The organism is Bacillus sp. cl96 (assembly GCF_900100505.1).
In the GTDB taxonomy this organism is placed as follows: Bacteria; Bacillota; Bacilli; order Bacillales; family Bacillaceae_G; genus Bacillus_A; species Bacillus_A cereus.
This window is the reverse complement of sequence record NZ_FNDM01000001.1, coordinates 26,835-42,257: the sequence shown is the minus strand read 5'-3', so window position 1 is coordinate 42,257 and position 15,423 is coordinate 26,835. Positions and strand designations below refer to the sequence as shown.

Here is a 15,423-nt window from a genome sequence, read left to right as displayed (position 1 = left end):
GTTAGTTACGAAGTTTGAACTGTTATGATATGTTGATATTTAAATTAGGACTATCGGAAATATAGAATAAGAAAATGGTCGATTTATGATATAATTTCTTTAATATTTTTAGAATGATAAAAGTTAATATAGTGAGATAAATACATATACGAAAAGAGGAATAACGTATGCGATATATTACAGCTGGTGAATCTCATGGTCCACAACTTACAACGATTATAGAAGGTGTTCCGGCAGGATTGTCTTTAGTAGCAGATGATATAAACGAAGAGTTAGCTAGAAGGCAAAAGGGATATGGGCGCGGTAGACGCATGCAAATTGAAACGGATCAAGTGCAAATTTTAAGTGGTGTTAGACATGGAGAAACATTAGGTTCCCCTATTGCACTTGTTGTTGAAAATCGTGATTTTGCACACTGGACAAAAATTATGGGGGCGGAGCCTTTAACTGAGCAAGAAGAAAAAGAGATGAAAAGGAAAGTGACAAAACCAAGGCCTGGGCATGCTGATTTAAATGGTGCGATTAAATATGGTCATAGAGATATGAGGAATGTACTGGAACGTTCGTCAGCGCGCGAAACGACGGTGCGTGTTGCTGCTGGTGCGGTTGCTAAAAAGGTGTTAGCAGAACTTGGTATTAAAGTAGCGGGCCATGTAATTGAAATTGGCGGTGTACAAGCTAAGGAGATTACGTATAGTTCAATTGAAGAATTAAAGAGTATTACCGAAGCATCTCCTGTACGTTGCTTAGATGACGAAGCTGGTAACCAAATGATGAAAGCGATTGATGATGCGAAAGCAAATGGTGATTCAATTGGTGGAATCGTTGAAGTAATTGTGGAAGGGATGCCAATTGGAGTAGGTAGCTACGTGCATTATGATCGAAAACTGGATGCGAAATTAGCAGCTGCAATTATGAGTATTAATGCTTTTAAAGGTGTCGAGATTGGAATTGGTTTTGAAGCAGCGCATAGACCAGGAAGTGAAGTTCATGATGAAATTCTGTGGAATGAGGAGCATGGATATACACGAAGAACAAATAATGCAGGTGGATTAGAAGGCGGTATGACGACTGGAATGCCAATTGTTGTGCGCGGTGTGATGAAACCGATACCTACACTTTATAAACCTCTTCAAAGTGTAGATATTGATACGAAAGAGCCTTTTACAGCGAGCATTGAACGTTCAGATAGTTGTGCAGTGCCAGCAGCTAGTGTCGTTGCAGAAGCGGTTGTGGCTTGGGAATTAGCGACAGCTTTAATAGAACAATTCGGATTAGATCGTATGGAACTAATTCGTGAAAATATTGAGAAATATAATGAATATGCGAGGGGATTTTAATGGGAAACATACATATTCAAACGAAATCAAAAGAATATGATGTACATGTTGGTAAAGAAGTGTTGTCAAACTTAACAACGATCGTTCAGAATATGCAGCCAGCGGTATCTAACGTAATGATTATTTCAGATGAAGCTGTTGCATCACTACATTTACAGACAGTTATCGATGCATTACAAGTAGAGCAGCACGTGTTTTCGTTTGTTGTACCAAGTGGCGAAAAAGAGAAGTCTTTCGAAAATTTCTATGCGGCTCATACGTCAGCTCTTGAAAATAAATTAGATAGAAATTCTTTAATTCTTGCACTTGGAGGCGGAATGATTGGAGATTTAGCTGGTTTTGTTGCTGCATCGTTTATGCGTGGTATTCGCTTTGTGCAGGTTCCGACAACTTTATTAGCGCACGATAGCGCAGTGGGTGGGAAAGTAGCGATTAACCATCCGTTAGGTAAAAATATGATTGGTGCATTCCATCAGCCAGAAGCAGTTGTATATCATACACCGTTTTTACAGTCTCTTCCTGAAAAAGAGTGGCGTTCAGGTTATGCAGAGGTGATAAAGCATGCTCTTATCGGTGATGTGGAGCTATACCATTGGTTAAAAGAAGAAGTGCAAACATTAGCGGATCTTCATGATGAGAAGTTAATCCATATATTAACGAAGGCGATTCCTGTAAAGGCAAATGTTGTGTCACAAGATGAAACAGAGAAGGGTGTACGTGCTCATTTGAATTTTGGACATACGTTAGGACATGCTCTTGAAAAAGAGCTAGGGTATGGAAATATTACTCACGGTGACGGTGTAGCGGTTGGAATGTTATTCGCCATATTTTTAAGTGAGCAAGTGTACAAGGTTGATCTTGCTTATGAAGATATGAAGCAGTGGTTCTTGAAATACGGCTATCCAAAAATGCCAGGAGATTTGAATGTAGAGCGCCTCGTTCAATTGATGAAACAAGATAAGAAAGCAAATGCAGGAGCAATTCATATGGTGCTTATGCAGGAATATGGGGTAGTGAATGTCGTATCTATTTCAGATGAGACTGTTCATATTGCGTTAGAGGCATTTCAAAAAGATATGGTTTAAAATGATAGCGAAGTGCTGTGAAGTGCTCATTTAGAGGTATTCTCGTAATAGTGACGGTTATGACAAAAGATTACAGTAAGGGGCTATAACCGTATTGTAATCAAATTGAATGAAATGACTGGGGGAAGAAAAATGAGAGTGAAAGAGCAATTGTTAACTTTGAGAGCGTATGTGCCTGGGAAAAACATTGAAGAAGTAAAACGAGAATATGGTTTATCAAAAATTGTTAAATTAGCATCCAACGAAAATCCATTCGGTTGCTCAGCACGTGTGACAGAAGCATTAACTTCTTTAGCGAGCCAATATGCCCTTTATCCAGATGGATATGCCTTTGAACTTCGGACAAAAATAGCGGAACATTTAGGTGTAAAAGCAGAACAACTACTATTTGGTAGTGGATTAGATGAAGTCATTCAAATGATTAGCCGAGCGTTACTACATGAAGGAACAAACGTTGTAATGGCGAATCCTACGTTTTCACAATATCATCACCATGCTGTTATTGAAGGAGCAGAAGTTCGTGAAGTATCACTTAAAGATGGTATTCACGATTTAGATGCAATGCTAGAGCAAGTAGATGAGAAAACGAAAATTGTATGGATTTGTAATCCGAATAATCCAACAGGTACATATGTTGAGAAACAAAAATTACTTTCATTTTTAGAATCAGTTCCTAAGTCGGCTCTCGTTATTATGGACGAAGCATATTATGAATACGCGGAAGCAGAAGACTATCCGCAAACATTACCACTTCTTGAAAAGTATGAAAATCTTATGGTTTTACGCACGTTTTCAAAAGCATATGGTTTAGCTGCTTTTCGTATCGGATATGCGATTGGGGATGCGAAGTTAATTGGACAGCTAGAAGTAGCTAGGTTACCATTCAATACATCAACTGTAGCCCAATCTGTAGCACTCGCTGCATTAGAAGATCAAGCTTTTTTACAAGATTGTGTGCAAAAGAATGCTGAAGGTTTAAATCAGTATTATGCATTTTGTAAAGAATATAACGTATTCTATTATCCATCTCAAACAAATTTCATTTTCTTAAAACTCGGTATACCAGGTAATGAAGCTTTCGAACGATTAATGAAAAAAGGATATATCGTTCGTTCTGGTGCTGCATTTGGTATCGATGATGGTATTCGTATTACTGTCGGTTTGAAGGAAGAAAATGATGAAATTATAGAGTTACTGAAAGAGCTTGTAAATGAGCAAGTACAGAAAGAAGAAACATATTCTTAAGAGATTGTGAAGGCTCCTATTATAGGAGCCTTTTTTATCGCATTCAAAATAAAGGTTGAAGACTGCTAATTAAGTTATTCTGTAAACCACGGTTTGTATGGCTTGATAATTAGTGAGAGAAGTTATTTGCACGGTCATAAAAGAAAGCGGTACAATAGAAGATGATGATAAGGTATCGGTGTCATATCCGAACCTTTTGAACAATTAACTACTCTGTAGGAAGAAGTATAAGAAGAAGCATGCTCATTCTAAAGGTTGCGTTCTAACAGTGAGTTGCTTATGATAAATGAACAGAAGAGAATATTTTTTAGAATTAAAGGAGACGTTTATGCAAAAGTTTGAACAAGCTGTTTCATATATTGAAAATGGTGAAGCAGAAAAAGGATTACAATTATTAAAAGAACAATTAAAAATTGCGAATGATGAAGAGAAGTATGATATCGCTCGTTACTATCATACACTTGGATTTACAGATGAGGCATTAGCAATTACTGAAGACTTACGTTTACTGTATCCAGAAGAAAGTGAATTCACTGTATTTTTAGCAGAATTATATATTGATCTAGATAAAGAAGATGAAGCGATTGAAGTGCTTCATGATATTCCAGAAAATGACGATTTATATGTTCAATCGTTATTACTTGTTGCAGATTTATTCCAAATGCAAGGTTTTGATGATGTAGCAGAGCAAAAACTATTAAAGGCGAAAGAAATGATGCCTGATGAACCTGTTATTACGTTTGGGTTAGCAGAATTATATAGTAGTAAAGGTGAAGAACAAAAGGCAATTACTTATTATGAATCGCTATTAGCGGAACATAAAGTAATGGGTGGTGTTGTGATCGCACTTCGCCTCGCAGAAACGTTAAGTGCGATCGGAAACTGGGAAGAAGCGATTTCTTATTATGAAGCAGGCCTAGAGGAACAAAAAGATATTCACTCATTATTTGGATATGCCTTCACATTATACCAAGGTGAAGAATATCAGAGAGCAATTGGTGCTTGGCAAGAATTAAAAGAATTAGACCCTGAGTACGCATCACTGTACATGTATTTAGCGAAAAGCTATGAAAAAGAAGGAATGCTTCAAGAAAGCTATGAAACGCTTCATGAAGGAATTAAAGTAGATGAGCTTTCAGTTCCATTTTATGTAGAGTTAGCGAACATTGCGGCGAAATTAGGAAAAATAGTAGAAGCAGAGGAAGTTCTTCAAAAAGCGCTTGAGTTAGATCCAGGGCATTTAGGTGCAACATTAAAATATGCATATATCTTAAAAGAACAAGAAAAGTACGAAGAGTTAATTGCAATTGTAGAGCGTGCTATTGATAGTGGAGAACCAGATACACAACTACTTTGGGATCTTGCGTATGCAAAAAAACAATTAGAAATGTATTCGGATGCATTAAAACACTATGAAAGTGCATATACTTCTTTTAAGAATCATCCAGACTTCTTAGAAGAGTACGGTTATTTCTTATTGGAAGAAGGAAAACGAAAAGAGGCGAAAGAAGTATTTACCCAGTTATTACAACTAGACCCGACACAAATTCATATTGAAGAGTTGTTATATAATTTAGAGGATTTTTCATAAGTTGGAAGGAAACTGAATGCCGCTTCTTGAATCTAAAAAGAAAAGAGAAAGACAGAGGAGGGACTTAATTGCTATGAATACCCCTGTTTCTGTAAACGAGAAGAAGGATTTTGTAAAATGGTTTTTGAATAATTACCAACTGAAACAGCGTGAATGTGTATGGATTCTGAATTATTTAATGAGTCACGACCAATTGATGCATAAAGTTCACTTCGTAGAGCATGCAAAATATTGTCCGCGTGGCTTAGTGATGTCAGCGAATTGTGTGAAAGACACACCGTTTCACTTTTTTAAACAAAATGTTATGACAACAGATGCTGAAAAATCGTTTCATGATATTCGTTTAAATCGAGATGAGGATATTTATATTCAACTCAACTTTAAATCATCGTTTCAAAATGCGAATTATGTAGCTGTATTAGAAGAAAACCCATATCTACCAAAGCATATTGAAGTAAATGAAAAAGATCGTTTACTTGCAGAAAGGTTTTTGGAAGAAAGTGTATTTTCGTTTAGGAGAGAACGCCTTTTGAAACAAATTGATGAAGCGTTAGATAAGCAAGATAAGGAAGCGTTTCATAGATTAACGGCAGAGTTAAAAACTTTATAGAATTTATTTGGATTAATAAATTTTTACAAATTTCAGACTTTCATCAAGAAAAACTACCTATATTGGGTAGTTTTTCTTTTTTTACCTCTTTTAGTATGGTTTAATATATATAAAGTGAAAGTTCTGTCATTTGTAAGTGAAGGAGGGAAGAAATTTGAAGTGGATTGTAAAAGATGTGGAACAGTTTGAGCAAGCAAGAGAGTATGTTGATACAGGAGTAATACCGCTGTTATCAATTTCGGCAGCAAAAGAAATGAAAATGGTTGTAGAACAAGGTGAATTTATCGAATTGTTGAGCACGGAATTGGAAAGAGAGTATAAGGGAAGAGTGCTTTTACTGCCTGCGTTTACGTATTTGGTAGAAAGTCAAAAGAATGAAAAAGGTCGTTTGCAAGAATGGACAAATCATTTACGAAGTGAAGGTTTTAAGCATATTGCTTATGTTACAAGTGATTTTTCATGGAAAGAGGATATGCAAGAGTTACAGGGAGATTTGTTTTGGTTTCCTTCATTAGCATTAGAACAATTTAGTGATCAAGCAAAAAGAGAAGTTATTCATGCACATATAAAAAATATAATGGTGATGTTGGAAGAGAAATGGGGAAACTCATAATAAACAGAAAGTTCTTATTATTATGAGTAGTATGATATTGACCTGTGCATGAGCGTATTATATCATGATAGTGTCCTAGTTTTTATTTTTTATATAATTTATCACGAGGGGACAATTTCTGATAGAGGGGGGAAATTTTCGTGAGCGAGAAAGAACATCGCGTGTCAAGAAGACAATTTTTAAATTACACACTCACAGGGGTAGGAGGCTTTATGGCTGCCGGTATTTTAATGCCGATGACGCGATTTGCGCTTGATCCGGTGTTAAGAAAAGAAGCGGGAACGGATATGGTTGCTGTTGCGCAAGTAAAGGATATTACAACAGAGCCGAAGCGTTTCGATTTTAAAGTGAAGCAGGTTGATGGTTGGTACAAGTCTGAAGAACCAAAATCAGCTTGGGTTCATAAAGATGAAAGCGGAGACATTGTTGCGTTCTCTCCAGTATGTAAACATTTAGGATGTACAGTTAACTGGAATTCGGACAAAGCACATCCGAATCAATTCTTTTGCCCATGTCACGGGGGTCGTTATACAAAAGATGGGATTAACATTAAAGGTACGCCACCCCTTGCTCCGCTTGATGTGTACGAGTCTAAAGTGAAAGATGGAACGCTGTATCTAGGAAAAGCGAAGCCAAGAGGGGGTGCAAAGTAGATGTTAAATAAAATTTATGATTGGGTGGATGAAAGATTAGATATTACACCAATATGGCGTGATATCGCTGATCATGAAGTACCTGAACATGTAAACCCGGCACATCACTTTTCTGCATTCGTCTATTGCTTTGGAGGACTTACCTTTTTCGTTACTGTAATTCAAATTTTATCTGGAATGTTTTTGACGATGTATTATGTGCCTGATATTAAAAATGCTTGGGAATCAGTTTACTATTTACAAAATGAAGTTGCTTATGGGCAAATTGTTCGTGGTATGCACCACTGGGGTGCTAGTCTCGTAATTGTAATGATGTTTTTACATACACTCAGAGTTTTCTTCCAAGGTGCGTATAAAAAGCCCCGTGAGTTAAACTGGATTGTTGGTGTTCTTATTTTCTTTGTTATGTTAGGTCTTGGTTTTACCGGATATTTATTACCGTGGGATATGAAAGCTTTATTTGCTACAAAAGTAGGGATTCAAATTGCAGAGCAAACACCGCTCATTGGTCCTTATATTAAAACATTACTCGCTGGTCATTCCGAAATTGTTGGCGCTCAAACATTAACTCGCTTCTTTGCTATTCACGTCTTCTTCTTACCAGCAGCACTTCTAGGTTTAATGGCCTTCCACTTCATCATGATTCGCAAACAAGGTATTTCCGGTCCACTATAAGAGATTGCTAAATTAAAGGGGAAAGAACTAAAGGAGGGAGATTATGCATCGCGGCAAAGGGATGAAGTTTGTAGGAGATTCTCGGGTACCAGTAGCTCGGAAACCAAATATTCCAAAAGACTATTCTGAATACCCAGGGAAAACAGAAGCATTTTGGCCGAACTTCTTGTTAAAAGAATGGATGGTTGGTGCAGTTTTTTTAATCGGTTATTTATGTTTAACAGTGGCGCATCCGTCGCCGCTTGAGAGAATGGCGGACCCAACAGATGCTGGATATATACCACTTCCAGATTGGTATTTCTTATTCTTGTATCAGTTATTAAAGTATTCGTATGCTTCCGGTTCATTTACTGTAATTGGAGCATTTATTATGCCAGGGATTGCGTTTGGAGCATTACTGTTAGCTCCATTTCTTGATCGAGGTCCAGAAAGACGTCCATTGAAGCGTCCTGTGGCAACTGGATTTATGCTTTTAGCAATTGCATCGATTATCTTTTTAACTTGGGAATCTGTAGCACACCACGACTGGGAAGCTGCAAAAAAACAAGGAGCAATTGTAAAAACAGCGCCAGTTGATAAAAATGATGATGGCTATAAATTAATGCAAAAAAATACTTGTTTAACATGTCATGGTGACAATTTACAAGGCGGGGCAGCAGCACCGGCACTGCAAAACTTAACTTTAAAGCCAGAAGAAATTGCTAAAATTGCGAAAGAGGGAAAAGGTTCAATGCCTAAAGGTGTATTTAAAGGTACGGATGAGGAACTGAAGAAGCTTTCGGAATTCGTTGCAAAGTATAATAAAAAATAATAAAAAAGCTGACTACAAAATTTGTAGTCAGCTTTTTTATTTAGTTGGATGAAGTTTGTTATAATAGAGTAGGATTTAGTGAATGAATTACTTTGCTTGAAAGGTGTTGGACATACGGATTGGTGTACTTGTATGCAATGTTAAGACAACGCTCGGTATTATTATTTTTATTAATTGTTAACTTATTAGGTACAATTTATGGATTTATATGGTACGGAAATCAATTGAAAGAAACGTCACCTATATTTTGGCCGTTTGTACCAGATAGTCCTATGGCGACTCTCTTTTTTGTCTTTGTTTTAATTGCTTTTTTGGCAAAGAGAAACTGGGGATTAATAGAAGCGTTAGCGATTGTAACTTTAATAAAATATGGTATTTGGGCTGTTGTTGTAAACGCGATTATGATTTACGTAAAAGGGCCTATAGGCCTTATGGGCTACATGTTAATGCTTTCGCACTTCGCGATGGCAATACAAGGATTTTTATATGCTCCATTCTATCGTATAAAAAAATGGCATTTTATAGTAGCAGCTGTGTGGACGTTGCATAACGATGCAATTGATTATTTATTTTGGCAAATGCCGCGATATGGAATTATGCATTTGTTTGTAGAGGAAATTGGTTATTTTACGTTTTGGTTAAGTATTGCTGTACTATGTATTACATATTATTGTTGCTTACGTGAGCAAAGAAAACAATTTTCTTTATGATGGTTAGAACATTTAGGGGGAGAACATGGAGAAAAATAAGAGTGGTACAAAAATATTGGATCGATTGATTACTTTAGTTGTTTCATATAGCATAGCATTTTCTATTTTTGCACTCGCAACAACGGCAGTTGTATATGGAAAATGGTTGTATTATTTTGAAATTGATTTTTTAAATATTCCTGATTTAGCGGATATGACGAAGGATGAAATTAAAAGAAATTACGATGTGCTTATTACATATTTATCCCCGTTTTATGACGGAGCATTACATTTGCCCACATTAGATATGTCCACAAATGGCCGTATTCATTTTGTAGATGTTAAAAATATTTTAGTAAAGATTCAATATGTGATGTATGCGACAATTATGATTGCAGTGATAGGCGGAATTTATTTATTAAAAAAGAAAAATGAAAAGTTTTTACTGCACGGATCGATTTTAACAATCATTTTTCCGATAGCGCTTATGTTACCAATTGCTATTAATTTTGAAAAGAGTTTTGTATTATTCCATAAACTTTTATTTAGTAATGATTATTGGGTTTTTGATCCTGAAAAGGATCCAATTATATTAATGTTACCAGAAGAGTTCTTTATGCATGCTGCGTGTGCTATTTTATTATTCATTTTAGGTGGGAGTATACTTTGTTACAGCTTATATAGATATCTCGTAAAAAAGAAAAGGATGTCACAGAAAAAATTCTCTGCTTAAAGAGAATTTTTTTCTTTGTAAAACGATAATATATTTTTCGGTCTAGTTCTGTTCTATTCTTGTCCAAATTAACATATTTTGTACTAGTAGTTAAGGGGGGACCGGGATGAAGAGAACATTAATTGGATTGATAGCATTTCTAATTATAATGTTTCCGTTACGTATATATGCTGAAGAGTGGAATGAGCTAACAGGGTTGTTAGACGACTCGTTACAGTTAGTGAAGCGTAATGAAGATGAAAAAGCGGTACAAGTATTACAACATTTCTCGGAGCAGTTTTTAATAAAGGGGAATGAAAAGAAGCAGGAAGTAACACCAGATCAAGTTAGAGTTATTTCTTTAGCTTACGATAAGGCGCAACAATCGCTCTCTGAAGAAGGTTTAGGTAAGCAAGCTAAAATTGATAATGTGCTGGCATTACAACTTGCTGTTGATGCACAAGTATCGAAATATCAACCACTTTGGATGGAAAGAGAAAGGAAAGTAATGGATGCCTTTTCTCAAATGGAAAAAGCGATGGAAAAAGAAGATGCTGGGCAGTTTCAACAAACGTTAAATACGTTTTTAAATGAATTCAATATTATTTATCCAAGCTTAATGATTGCTTTGCCAGAAAACGAGGTCCAGCGTGTAAATGTTCATTTATCTTATTTAGATGAATTTCGTAACGTTATGTTAAAAACGAAAGGCGGCCAAATGCAATTAGGGATTATTAAAGGGGATTTGCAAAAGATATTTCACACAGTAAAAAAAGATGAAATTGCACCCTCTCTCATTTGGTTTATGACAATTACTGGGGGACTTATTTTATTCACATTAACTTATGTTGGATGGAGAAAGTATAAAGGAGAGAGAGAAAAAAGAAAAAGTAATGTACATTCTAAAAATAGATAATGCAATAAATAAAGATATGGATTGTAAGGTTTATTCATTGACAATAGTGGCAGAAGAAAATAGAATGAGAAGTACTATAATTAAAACTTCAATGGAGGTTCATGATGTTTTATTTAATTTACTTCGCGATCATAATGATCATACCGTTGTATGCACAGTCAAGAGTACGTAGTGCCTATAGCAAGTATTCACAAGTTTATTCAACATCAGGTATGACAGGAGCGGAAGTGGCTCGAAAAATTTTAGATGAAAATGGATTATACAACGTAGCTGTAGAAGAAACACCAGGTCATTTATCAGACCATTATGATCCAACCGCTAAGACGGTTCGATTATCAACAGATAACTATTATGGACATTCAGTTGCTGGTACAGCAGTTGCAGCACACGAAGTAGGACACGCAATTCAAGATGCACAAGATTATAACTTTATGCGTATTCGTCATTCGTTAGTTCCTGTGGCTAATTTTGGATCGAATATATCATGGGTATTTATTATGATTGGTATATTTGCGACAATGTCAAAACTATTGTTATTAGGTATCATTTTAATGGCAGCAGGTGTTGTGTTCCAGCTCGTTACATTGCCAGTTGAGTTTGATGCGTCAAAGCGCGCAATGCAACAAATTGAAGCGTTAGGTATTGTATCAACAGATGAATATGGGCAAGCTCGTAAAGTATTAAATGCGGCAGCATTAACATATGTAGCAGCTGCAGCTGTAGCGGTATTTGAATTATTACGTCTCGTATTAATGTATACTGGTATGCAGCGTAGCGACGACTAAAGACTATCAATTTTGATAGTCTTTTTTTGTTGTGTGGATTGAATTATATAATGTATTGCAAATAGAAATAATAGAAGTAATGCGGAAAGGTGGTGGGGGAAATGAAATATCCAGACCATTTAGTAAAACAAGTACAAGAGCGTAGTGCTCCTTATCAACTAGAAGGTTTTTTAAGTGGACAAGGTCCTGAAAATCCCAAATTTATGTTGTTAGGAGAAGCACCTGGTGAAACAGAAATTCATAATGGGATTCCGTTTAGCGGGAGGGCGGGAAAACAATTAATGGTTTTTTTAGAGCGTATCCACGTTACAAGGGAAGAAGTATATATTACGAGCGCTGTTCGGAGTAGACCTTATAAATGGCGAGAGAAAAAAGAACGAAATGGTGAAATCATACAAAAAAAGTATAATAGAACGCCAAATCAGGGAGAAATAGTTGCCCATGCGCCTTTGTTAGATTATGAATTAGAGAAAATACATCCGAAGCTTATCGTCACGCTTGGAAATATCGGTCTTCAACGTTTAACAGGAAAAAATAAAAAAATCACAGATGTACACGGGCAATTATTAAAACAGCCCATTCAAAAATTAAAGGATATGCAAAGTGCAGAGTTTACATGGTCAGAGAAAGAATATCATGTTTTTCCGACTTTTCATCCAGCTTCCATTTTTTATAATCGGAGTTTATTGGAGCTTATTCATGAGGATTTTGAGAAGCTTAAAAGACTTGTAATAAAAAACTAGAAAAGCTAAGGCGCTTTTCTAGTTATATTTAATTATGTAAAGGGTTTTTATTTTCATCTAACGTAAACCCTTCACCAACTACATCATGTACATCACTTACAGCGACAAAAGCATGAGGATCTACAGAAGTAATGATATTCTTTAATTTCACGATTTCATTTTTAGCAACAACGCAATACAATACATTACGTTCCACTTTTGTATACGATCCAACAGCTTTTAAAAAGGTTGCTCCGCGCTCCATTTCAGATAAAATTTTGGCAGCAATTTCATCGTTTTTCTCTGAGATAATAGTCGCTCCTTTGGCAGCATAAGCTCCTTCTTGCATAAAATCAATGACTTTAGCACCGATAAAAACAGCAACTAGCGTATACATGCCCTCACGGTATGATAAATAGGTAAGAATAGAGACGACGATAACGACAGCATCAAACATAAACATTGTTTTCCCCATACTCCAGCCAACATATTTGTGCGCTAGTCGTGCGATAATATCTACACCGCCAGTAGTCCCGCCATATTTAAATATTATTCCAAGGCCGATACCGATAAATGCCCCGGCGAATAAAGCTGCGAGTGTCATATCATTTTGCAAGTTTAAATGTAAGTTGAGTACTTCGTAACGCTGGAAAATCCATAGAAATAAAGATACGCTAAAGGTTCCAATTAATGTATATAAAAATGTCGTTCTGCCAAGTAACCTCCAGCCAATAAAAAATATAGGGATATTTAAAATTAAGTTTGAGTAGGAAGGATCAAACTTAAATAAAAAATACAATAATAGTGTAATACCAGTAAACCCACCCTCTGCAAGGTGGTTTTCAATATTGATATTGACAATACCGAAAGAAAATATAGCGGAACCAATTAAAATAAAAATAATATTTCGCATCTTCAATTTTGATGTCATATAGAAATCCCCCTAATTATGTAATGATTGCATTGCTCCGCTGAAACGGTAAAACATAATAATAAGTAATTTCTAGTTGCTAGTGAAAATAGTAAGAACCTGATTGATGTGGGCTGATTTTTTGTGAAAAGTGCAAAAGAAAGTTTCACTTTATCCCGCTCTAAAGGCTGATAGGAGATGAAGCAAAGAAGAGGGGCAAACCAGCCGTAGGAACCCGATTGGTGTGGGCTGATCTTTTGCAAAAATCGCAAAAGAAGTTTCACTTTACCCCGTACCAACGGCTGGTAGGAGATAAACCTCTGAAGAAAGGCAAACCAGCCGTAGGAACCCGATTAGTTCAACTAATCTTTTGCAAAAAAATCACAAAAGAAGTTTCACTTTATTATAGTCTATCCAAAAATGGGTCGCAAATAGGTGTTTGGCGGGGAATAATATTTGTCAAATCGCGATGAATTGGCTAACATGAAAGAGGAAGGATTAGAGGTGAATAGTATGGAAGCAAAAACGATGAAAGATATGCAGAAAGAAGTAGATGCATATATTGGTCAGTTTAAAGAAGGTTATTTCAGTCCGCTTGCAATGATGGCTCGTTTAACGGAAGAAATGGGAGAGCTTGCAAGAGAGGTAAATCATTATTATGGTGAGAAACCGAAGAAAACAACTGAAAAAGAAAGAAGTATTGAAGAAGAGCTTGGAGATGTATTATTTGTTATGATTTGTATGGCAAATAGTTTAAATATTGATTTAGAGACAGCACATAACATTGTAATGAATAAATTTAATACACGTGATAAAGATCGCTGGACACGTATTGATGAGGGAGAGAAAGAATAATGAAAGAAATTAAAGTAATTATCGCCGGACCAAGAGGACGTATGGGACATGAAGCAGTCCTTCTTATGGAAAGAACGGAACATTTTAATTTAGTAGCAGCAGTGGATTATAAGCATGGTGGTGAGAAGATTTCTGATTTACCTGGCATGCCAGCATTACATGCGCCGATTTACGCTGATTTACATACTTGTTTAGATGAAGTAGAAGCAGATGTGTTGTTAGATTTAACAACACCAGAAGTGGGGAAACAACACGTTACACTTGCAGTTGAGCGTGGACTTCGTTCGGTTATTGGTACAACTGGATTTACAGAAGAAGAATTGACACGTTTAACAGAGAATGCAAAAGAAAAAGCAGTAGGAACAATTATTGCTCCAAACTTTGCAATTGGTGCAGTTCTTATGATGAAATTCTCACAAATGGCAGCGAAATATTTCCAAGATGTTGAGGTAATTGAATTACATCATGATCAAAAATTAGACGCACCATCTGGTACAGCTGTAAAAACGGTAGAGTTAATTCGCCAAAATCGTGAATCAAAGCAGCAAGGTCATCCAAATGAAGTAGAGCAACTAGCAGGTGCACGAGGTGCAAATGTAGACGGTATTCACATTCATAGTGTACGTTTGCCAGGGCTTATTGCACACCAAGAAGTAATGTTTGGTGGAGATGGACAAATGTTAACAGTTCGTCATGATTCATTCAATCGTGCATCATTTATGTCAGGTGTAAAACTATCAATTGAGACAGTAATGAACCTTGATCATCTTGTGTACGGTTTAGAAAATATTATCGACTAAAGGGGAGACAACGGATGAAAATTGCCTTAATCGCACATGACAAAAAGAAAAATGATATGGTTTCGTTTGCATACGCATATAAACCAATTTTTGAACAACATGAATTATTTGCAACAGGAACGACAGGGCTTCGCATTATGGAAGCGACTGGATTAGTTGTAACAAGATATCAATCTGGCCCTCTTGGTGGAGATCAAGAAATTGGTGCAATGATTGCAAAGAACGATTTAGATATGGTGATTTTCTTCCGCGATCCATTAACAGCACAGCCGCATGAACCGGATGTGAATGCATTACTTCGTTTATGTGATGTATATGCGATTCCACTTGCAACGAATATGGCAAGTGCTGAAATGTTAATGCACGCATTAGAGCGAGGAGATTTAGATTATCGTAAGTTAAGAAAATGAG

General features: G+C 36.2%; 18 protein-coding genes. 17 read left to right on the top strand and 1 reads right to left on the bottom strand.

The genetic code is table 11. The features are described 5' to 3' along the window. The first annotated feature begins 167 nt into the window (after window positions 1-167). From aroC to BLT20_RS00195, 14 genes are all read left to right on the top strand, one after another. The gene (gene aroC / locus BLT20_RS00260) at window positions 168-1,340 is read left to right on the top strand and encodes a chorismate synthase (RefSeq protein ID WP_001269385.1); all 1,173 of its coding nucleotides are present in this window, start codon (window positions 168-170) and stop codon (window positions 1,338-1,340) included. Next, window positions 1,340-2,425: a 3-dehydroquinate synthase gene (gene aroB / locus BLT20_RS00255; protein WP_000526819.1), complete on the top strand. Its 1,086-nt coding sequence runs from the start codon at window positions 1,340-1,342 to the stop codon at window positions 2,423-2,425. The genes aroC and aroB overlap by 1 nt, the downstream gene beginning before the upstream one ends. A 132-nt stretch (window positions 2,426-2,557) precedes the next feature. Continuing rightward, window positions 2,558-3,670 carry a histidinol-phosphate transaminase gene (gene hisC / locus BLT20_RS00250; protein WP_001264019.1) on the top strand — a complete coding sequence of 371 codons (1,113 nt, stop codon included), beginning with the start codon at window positions 2,558-2,560 and terminating at the stop codon, window positions 3,668-3,670. 328 nt (window positions 3,671-3,998) lie between these two features. Then, entirely contained in the window at window positions 3,999-5,261 is a 1,263-nt protein-coding gene (locus tag BLT20_RS00245; protein ID WP_001168671.1) for a tetratricopeptide repeat protein, read from the top strand. 73 nt (window positions 5,262-5,334) lie between these two features. Next, window positions 5,335-5,871, top strand: a complete 537-nt coding sequence (locus BLT20_RS00240) for a ReoY family proteolytic degradation factor (protein WP_001095925.1) — start codon at window positions 5,335-5,337, stop codon at window positions 5,869-5,871. Window positions 5,872-6,025: 154 nt separating this feature from the next. Beyond that, window positions 6,026-6,484 carry a YpiF family protein gene (locus BLT20_RS00235; RefSeq protein WP_000871313.1) on the top strand — a complete coding sequence of 153 codons (459 nt, stop codon included), beginning with the start codon at window positions 6,026-6,028 and terminating at the stop codon, window positions 6,482-6,484. Between the two features lie 140 nt (window positions 6,485-6,624). Further along, window positions 6,625-7,137: a menaquinol-cytochrome c reductase iron-sulfur subunit gene (gene qcrA, locus BLT20_RS00230; protein ID WP_001290418.1), complete on the top strand. Its 513-nt coding sequence runs from the start codon at window positions 6,625-6,627 to the stop codon at window positions 7,135-7,137. Continuing rightward, window positions 7,138-7,812: a menaquinol-cytochrome c reductase cytochrome b subunit gene (gene qcrB, locus BLT20_RS00225; RefSeq protein ID WP_000932700.1), complete on the top strand. Its 675-nt coding sequence runs from the start codon at window positions 7,138-7,140 to the stop codon at window positions 7,810-7,812. Between the two features lie 43 nt (window positions 7,813-7,855). Beyond that, complete coding sequence (qcrC, locus tag BLT20_RS00220; protein ID WP_000554603.1) at window positions 7,856-8,623, top strand: menaquinol-cytochrome c reductase cytochrome b/c subunit; 768 nt, start codon at window positions 7,856-7,858, stop codon at window positions 8,621-8,623. A gap of 119 nt (window positions 8,624-8,742) precedes the next feature. After that, the gene (locus tag BLT20_RS00215) at window positions 8,743-9,333 is read left to right on the top strand and encodes a lipoprotein heptaprenylglyceryl N-acetyltransferase LhaT (protein WP_025709269.1); all 591 of its coding nucleotides are present in this window, start codon (window positions 8,743-8,745) and stop codon (window positions 9,331-9,333) included. Between the two features lie 25 nt (window positions 9,334-9,358). Beyond that, a complete protein-coding gene (locus tag BLT20_RS00210) occupies window positions 9,359-10,045 on the top strand; it encodes a lipoprotein intramolecular transacylase Lit (protein ID WP_000414378.1) in 687 nt (228 codons plus the stop codon). A 106-nt stretch (window positions 10,046-10,151) separates the two neighbouring features. After that, window positions 10,152-10,940 (top strand): sporulation protein YpjB, encoded by a 789-nt coding sequence (ypjB, locus tag BLT20_RS00205; RefSeq protein WP_000831584.1) that lies wholly within the window; start codon window positions 10,152-10,154, stop codon window positions 10,938-10,940. A 101-nt stretch (window positions 10,941-11,041) separates the two neighbouring features. Beyond that, window positions 11,042-11,725, top strand: a complete 684-nt coding sequence (locus tag BLT20_RS00200) for a zinc metallopeptidase (RefSeq protein WP_011109966.1) — start codon at window positions 11,042-11,044, stop codon at window positions 11,723-11,725. A gap of 101 nt (window positions 11,726-11,826) precedes the next feature. Next, a complete protein-coding gene (locus BLT20_RS00195; protein ID WP_000876873.1) occupies window positions 11,827-12,468 on the top strand; it encodes a uracil-DNA glycosylase in 642 nt (213 codons plus the stop codon). A gap of 28 nt (window positions 12,469-12,496) precedes the next feature. On the opposite strand, the gene BLT20_RS00190 is transcribed toward BLT20_RS00195, so the two are convergent. Continuing rightward, entirely contained in the window at window positions 12,497-13,378 is an 882-nt protein-coding gene (locus BLT20_RS00190; RefSeq protein ID WP_000202121.1) for a YitT family protein, read from the bottom strand. Window positions 13,379-13,870: 492 nt separating this feature from the next. On the opposite strand from BLT20_RS00190, the gene BLT20_RS00180 reads away from it, so the two are divergent. The 3 genes from BLT20_RS00180 to mgsA are packed head-to-tail and all read left to right on the top strand — an operon-like array spanning window position 13,871 to window position 15,422. Continuing rightward, window positions 13,871-14,212, top strand: coding sequence for a nucleotide pyrophosphohydrolase (locus BLT20_RS00180; RefSeq protein WP_002108639.1), 342 nt, complete (start codon window positions 13,871-13,873; stop codon window positions 14,210-14,212). Then, window positions 14,212-15,012 carry a dihydrodipicolinate reductase gene (gene dapB, locus BLT20_RS00175; protein WP_000658813.1) on the top strand — a complete coding sequence of 267 codons (801 nt, stop codon included), beginning with the start codon at window positions 14,212-14,214 and terminating at the stop codon, window positions 15,010-15,012. Before BLT20_RS00180 ends, dapB begins: the two co-directional genes overlap by 1 nt. A gap of 14 nt (window positions 15,013-15,026) precedes the next feature. After that, a complete protein-coding gene (gene mgsA / locus BLT20_RS00170; protein WP_000684765.1) occupies window positions 15,027-15,422 on the top strand; it encodes a methylglyoxal synthase in 396 nt (131 codons plus the stop codon). Window position 15,423: the final 1 nt, after the last annotated feature.

Excerpts from the sequence above, each read along its gene's own strand:
- BLT20_RS00190 (WP_000202121.1), bottom strand. The coding sequence starts at position 13,378 with ATGACATCAAAATTGAAGATGCGAAATATTATTTTTATTTTAATTGGT.
- qcrC (WP_000554603.1), top strand. The coding sequence starts at position 7,856 with ATGCATCGCGGCAAAGGGATGAAGTTTGTAGGAGATTCTCGGGTACCA.
- mgsA (WP_000684765.1), top strand. The coding sequence starts at position 15,027 with ATGAAAATTGCCTTAATCGCACATGACAAAAAGAAAAATGATATGGTT.
- hisC (WP_001264019.1), top strand. The coding sequence starts at position 2,558 with ATGAGAGTGAAAGAGCAATTGTTAACTTTGAGAGCGTATGTGCCTGGG.
- BLT20_RS00180 (WP_002108639.1), top strand. The coding sequence starts at position 13,871 with ATGGAAGCAAAAACGATGAAAGATATGCAGAAAGAAGTAGATGCATAT.
- BLT20_RS00195 (WP_000876873.1), top strand. The coding sequence starts at position 11,827 with ATGAAATATCCAGACCATTTAGTAAAACAAGTACAAGAGCGTAGTGCT.
- BLT20_RS00245 (WP_001168671.1), top strand. The coding sequence starts at position 3,999 with ATGCAAAAGTTTGAACAAGCTGTTTCATATATTGAAAATGGTGAAGCA.
- BLT20_RS00210 (WP_000414378.1), top strand. The coding sequence starts at position 9,359 with ATGGAGAAAAATAAGAGTGGTACAAAAATATTGGATCGATTGATTACT.
- qcrB (WP_000932700.1), top strand. The coding sequence starts at position 7,138 with ATGTTAAATAAAATTTATGATTGGGTGGATGAAAGATTAGATATTACA.
- BLT20_RS00200 (WP_011109966.1), top strand. The coding sequence starts at position 11,042 with ATGATGTTTTATTTAATTTACTTCGCGATCATAATGATCATACCGTTG.
- BLT20_RS00240 (WP_001095925.1), top strand. The coding sequence starts at position 5,335 with ATGAATACCCCTGTTTCTGTAAACGAGAAGAAGGATTTTGTAAAATGG.
- dapB (WP_000658813.1), top strand. The coding sequence starts at position 14,212 with ATGAAAGAAATTAAAGTAATTATCGCCGGACCAAGAGGACGTATGGGA.
- ypjB (WP_000831584.1), top strand. The coding sequence starts at position 10,152 with ATGAAGAGAACATTAATTGGATTGATAGCATTTCTAATTATAATGTTT.
- aroB (WP_000526819.1), top strand. The coding sequence starts at position 1,340 with ATGGGAAACATACATATTCAAACGAAATCAAAAGAATATGATGTACAT.
- aroC (WP_001269385.1), top strand. The coding sequence starts at position 168 with ATGCGATATATTACAGCTGGTGAATCTCATGGTCCACAACTTACAACG.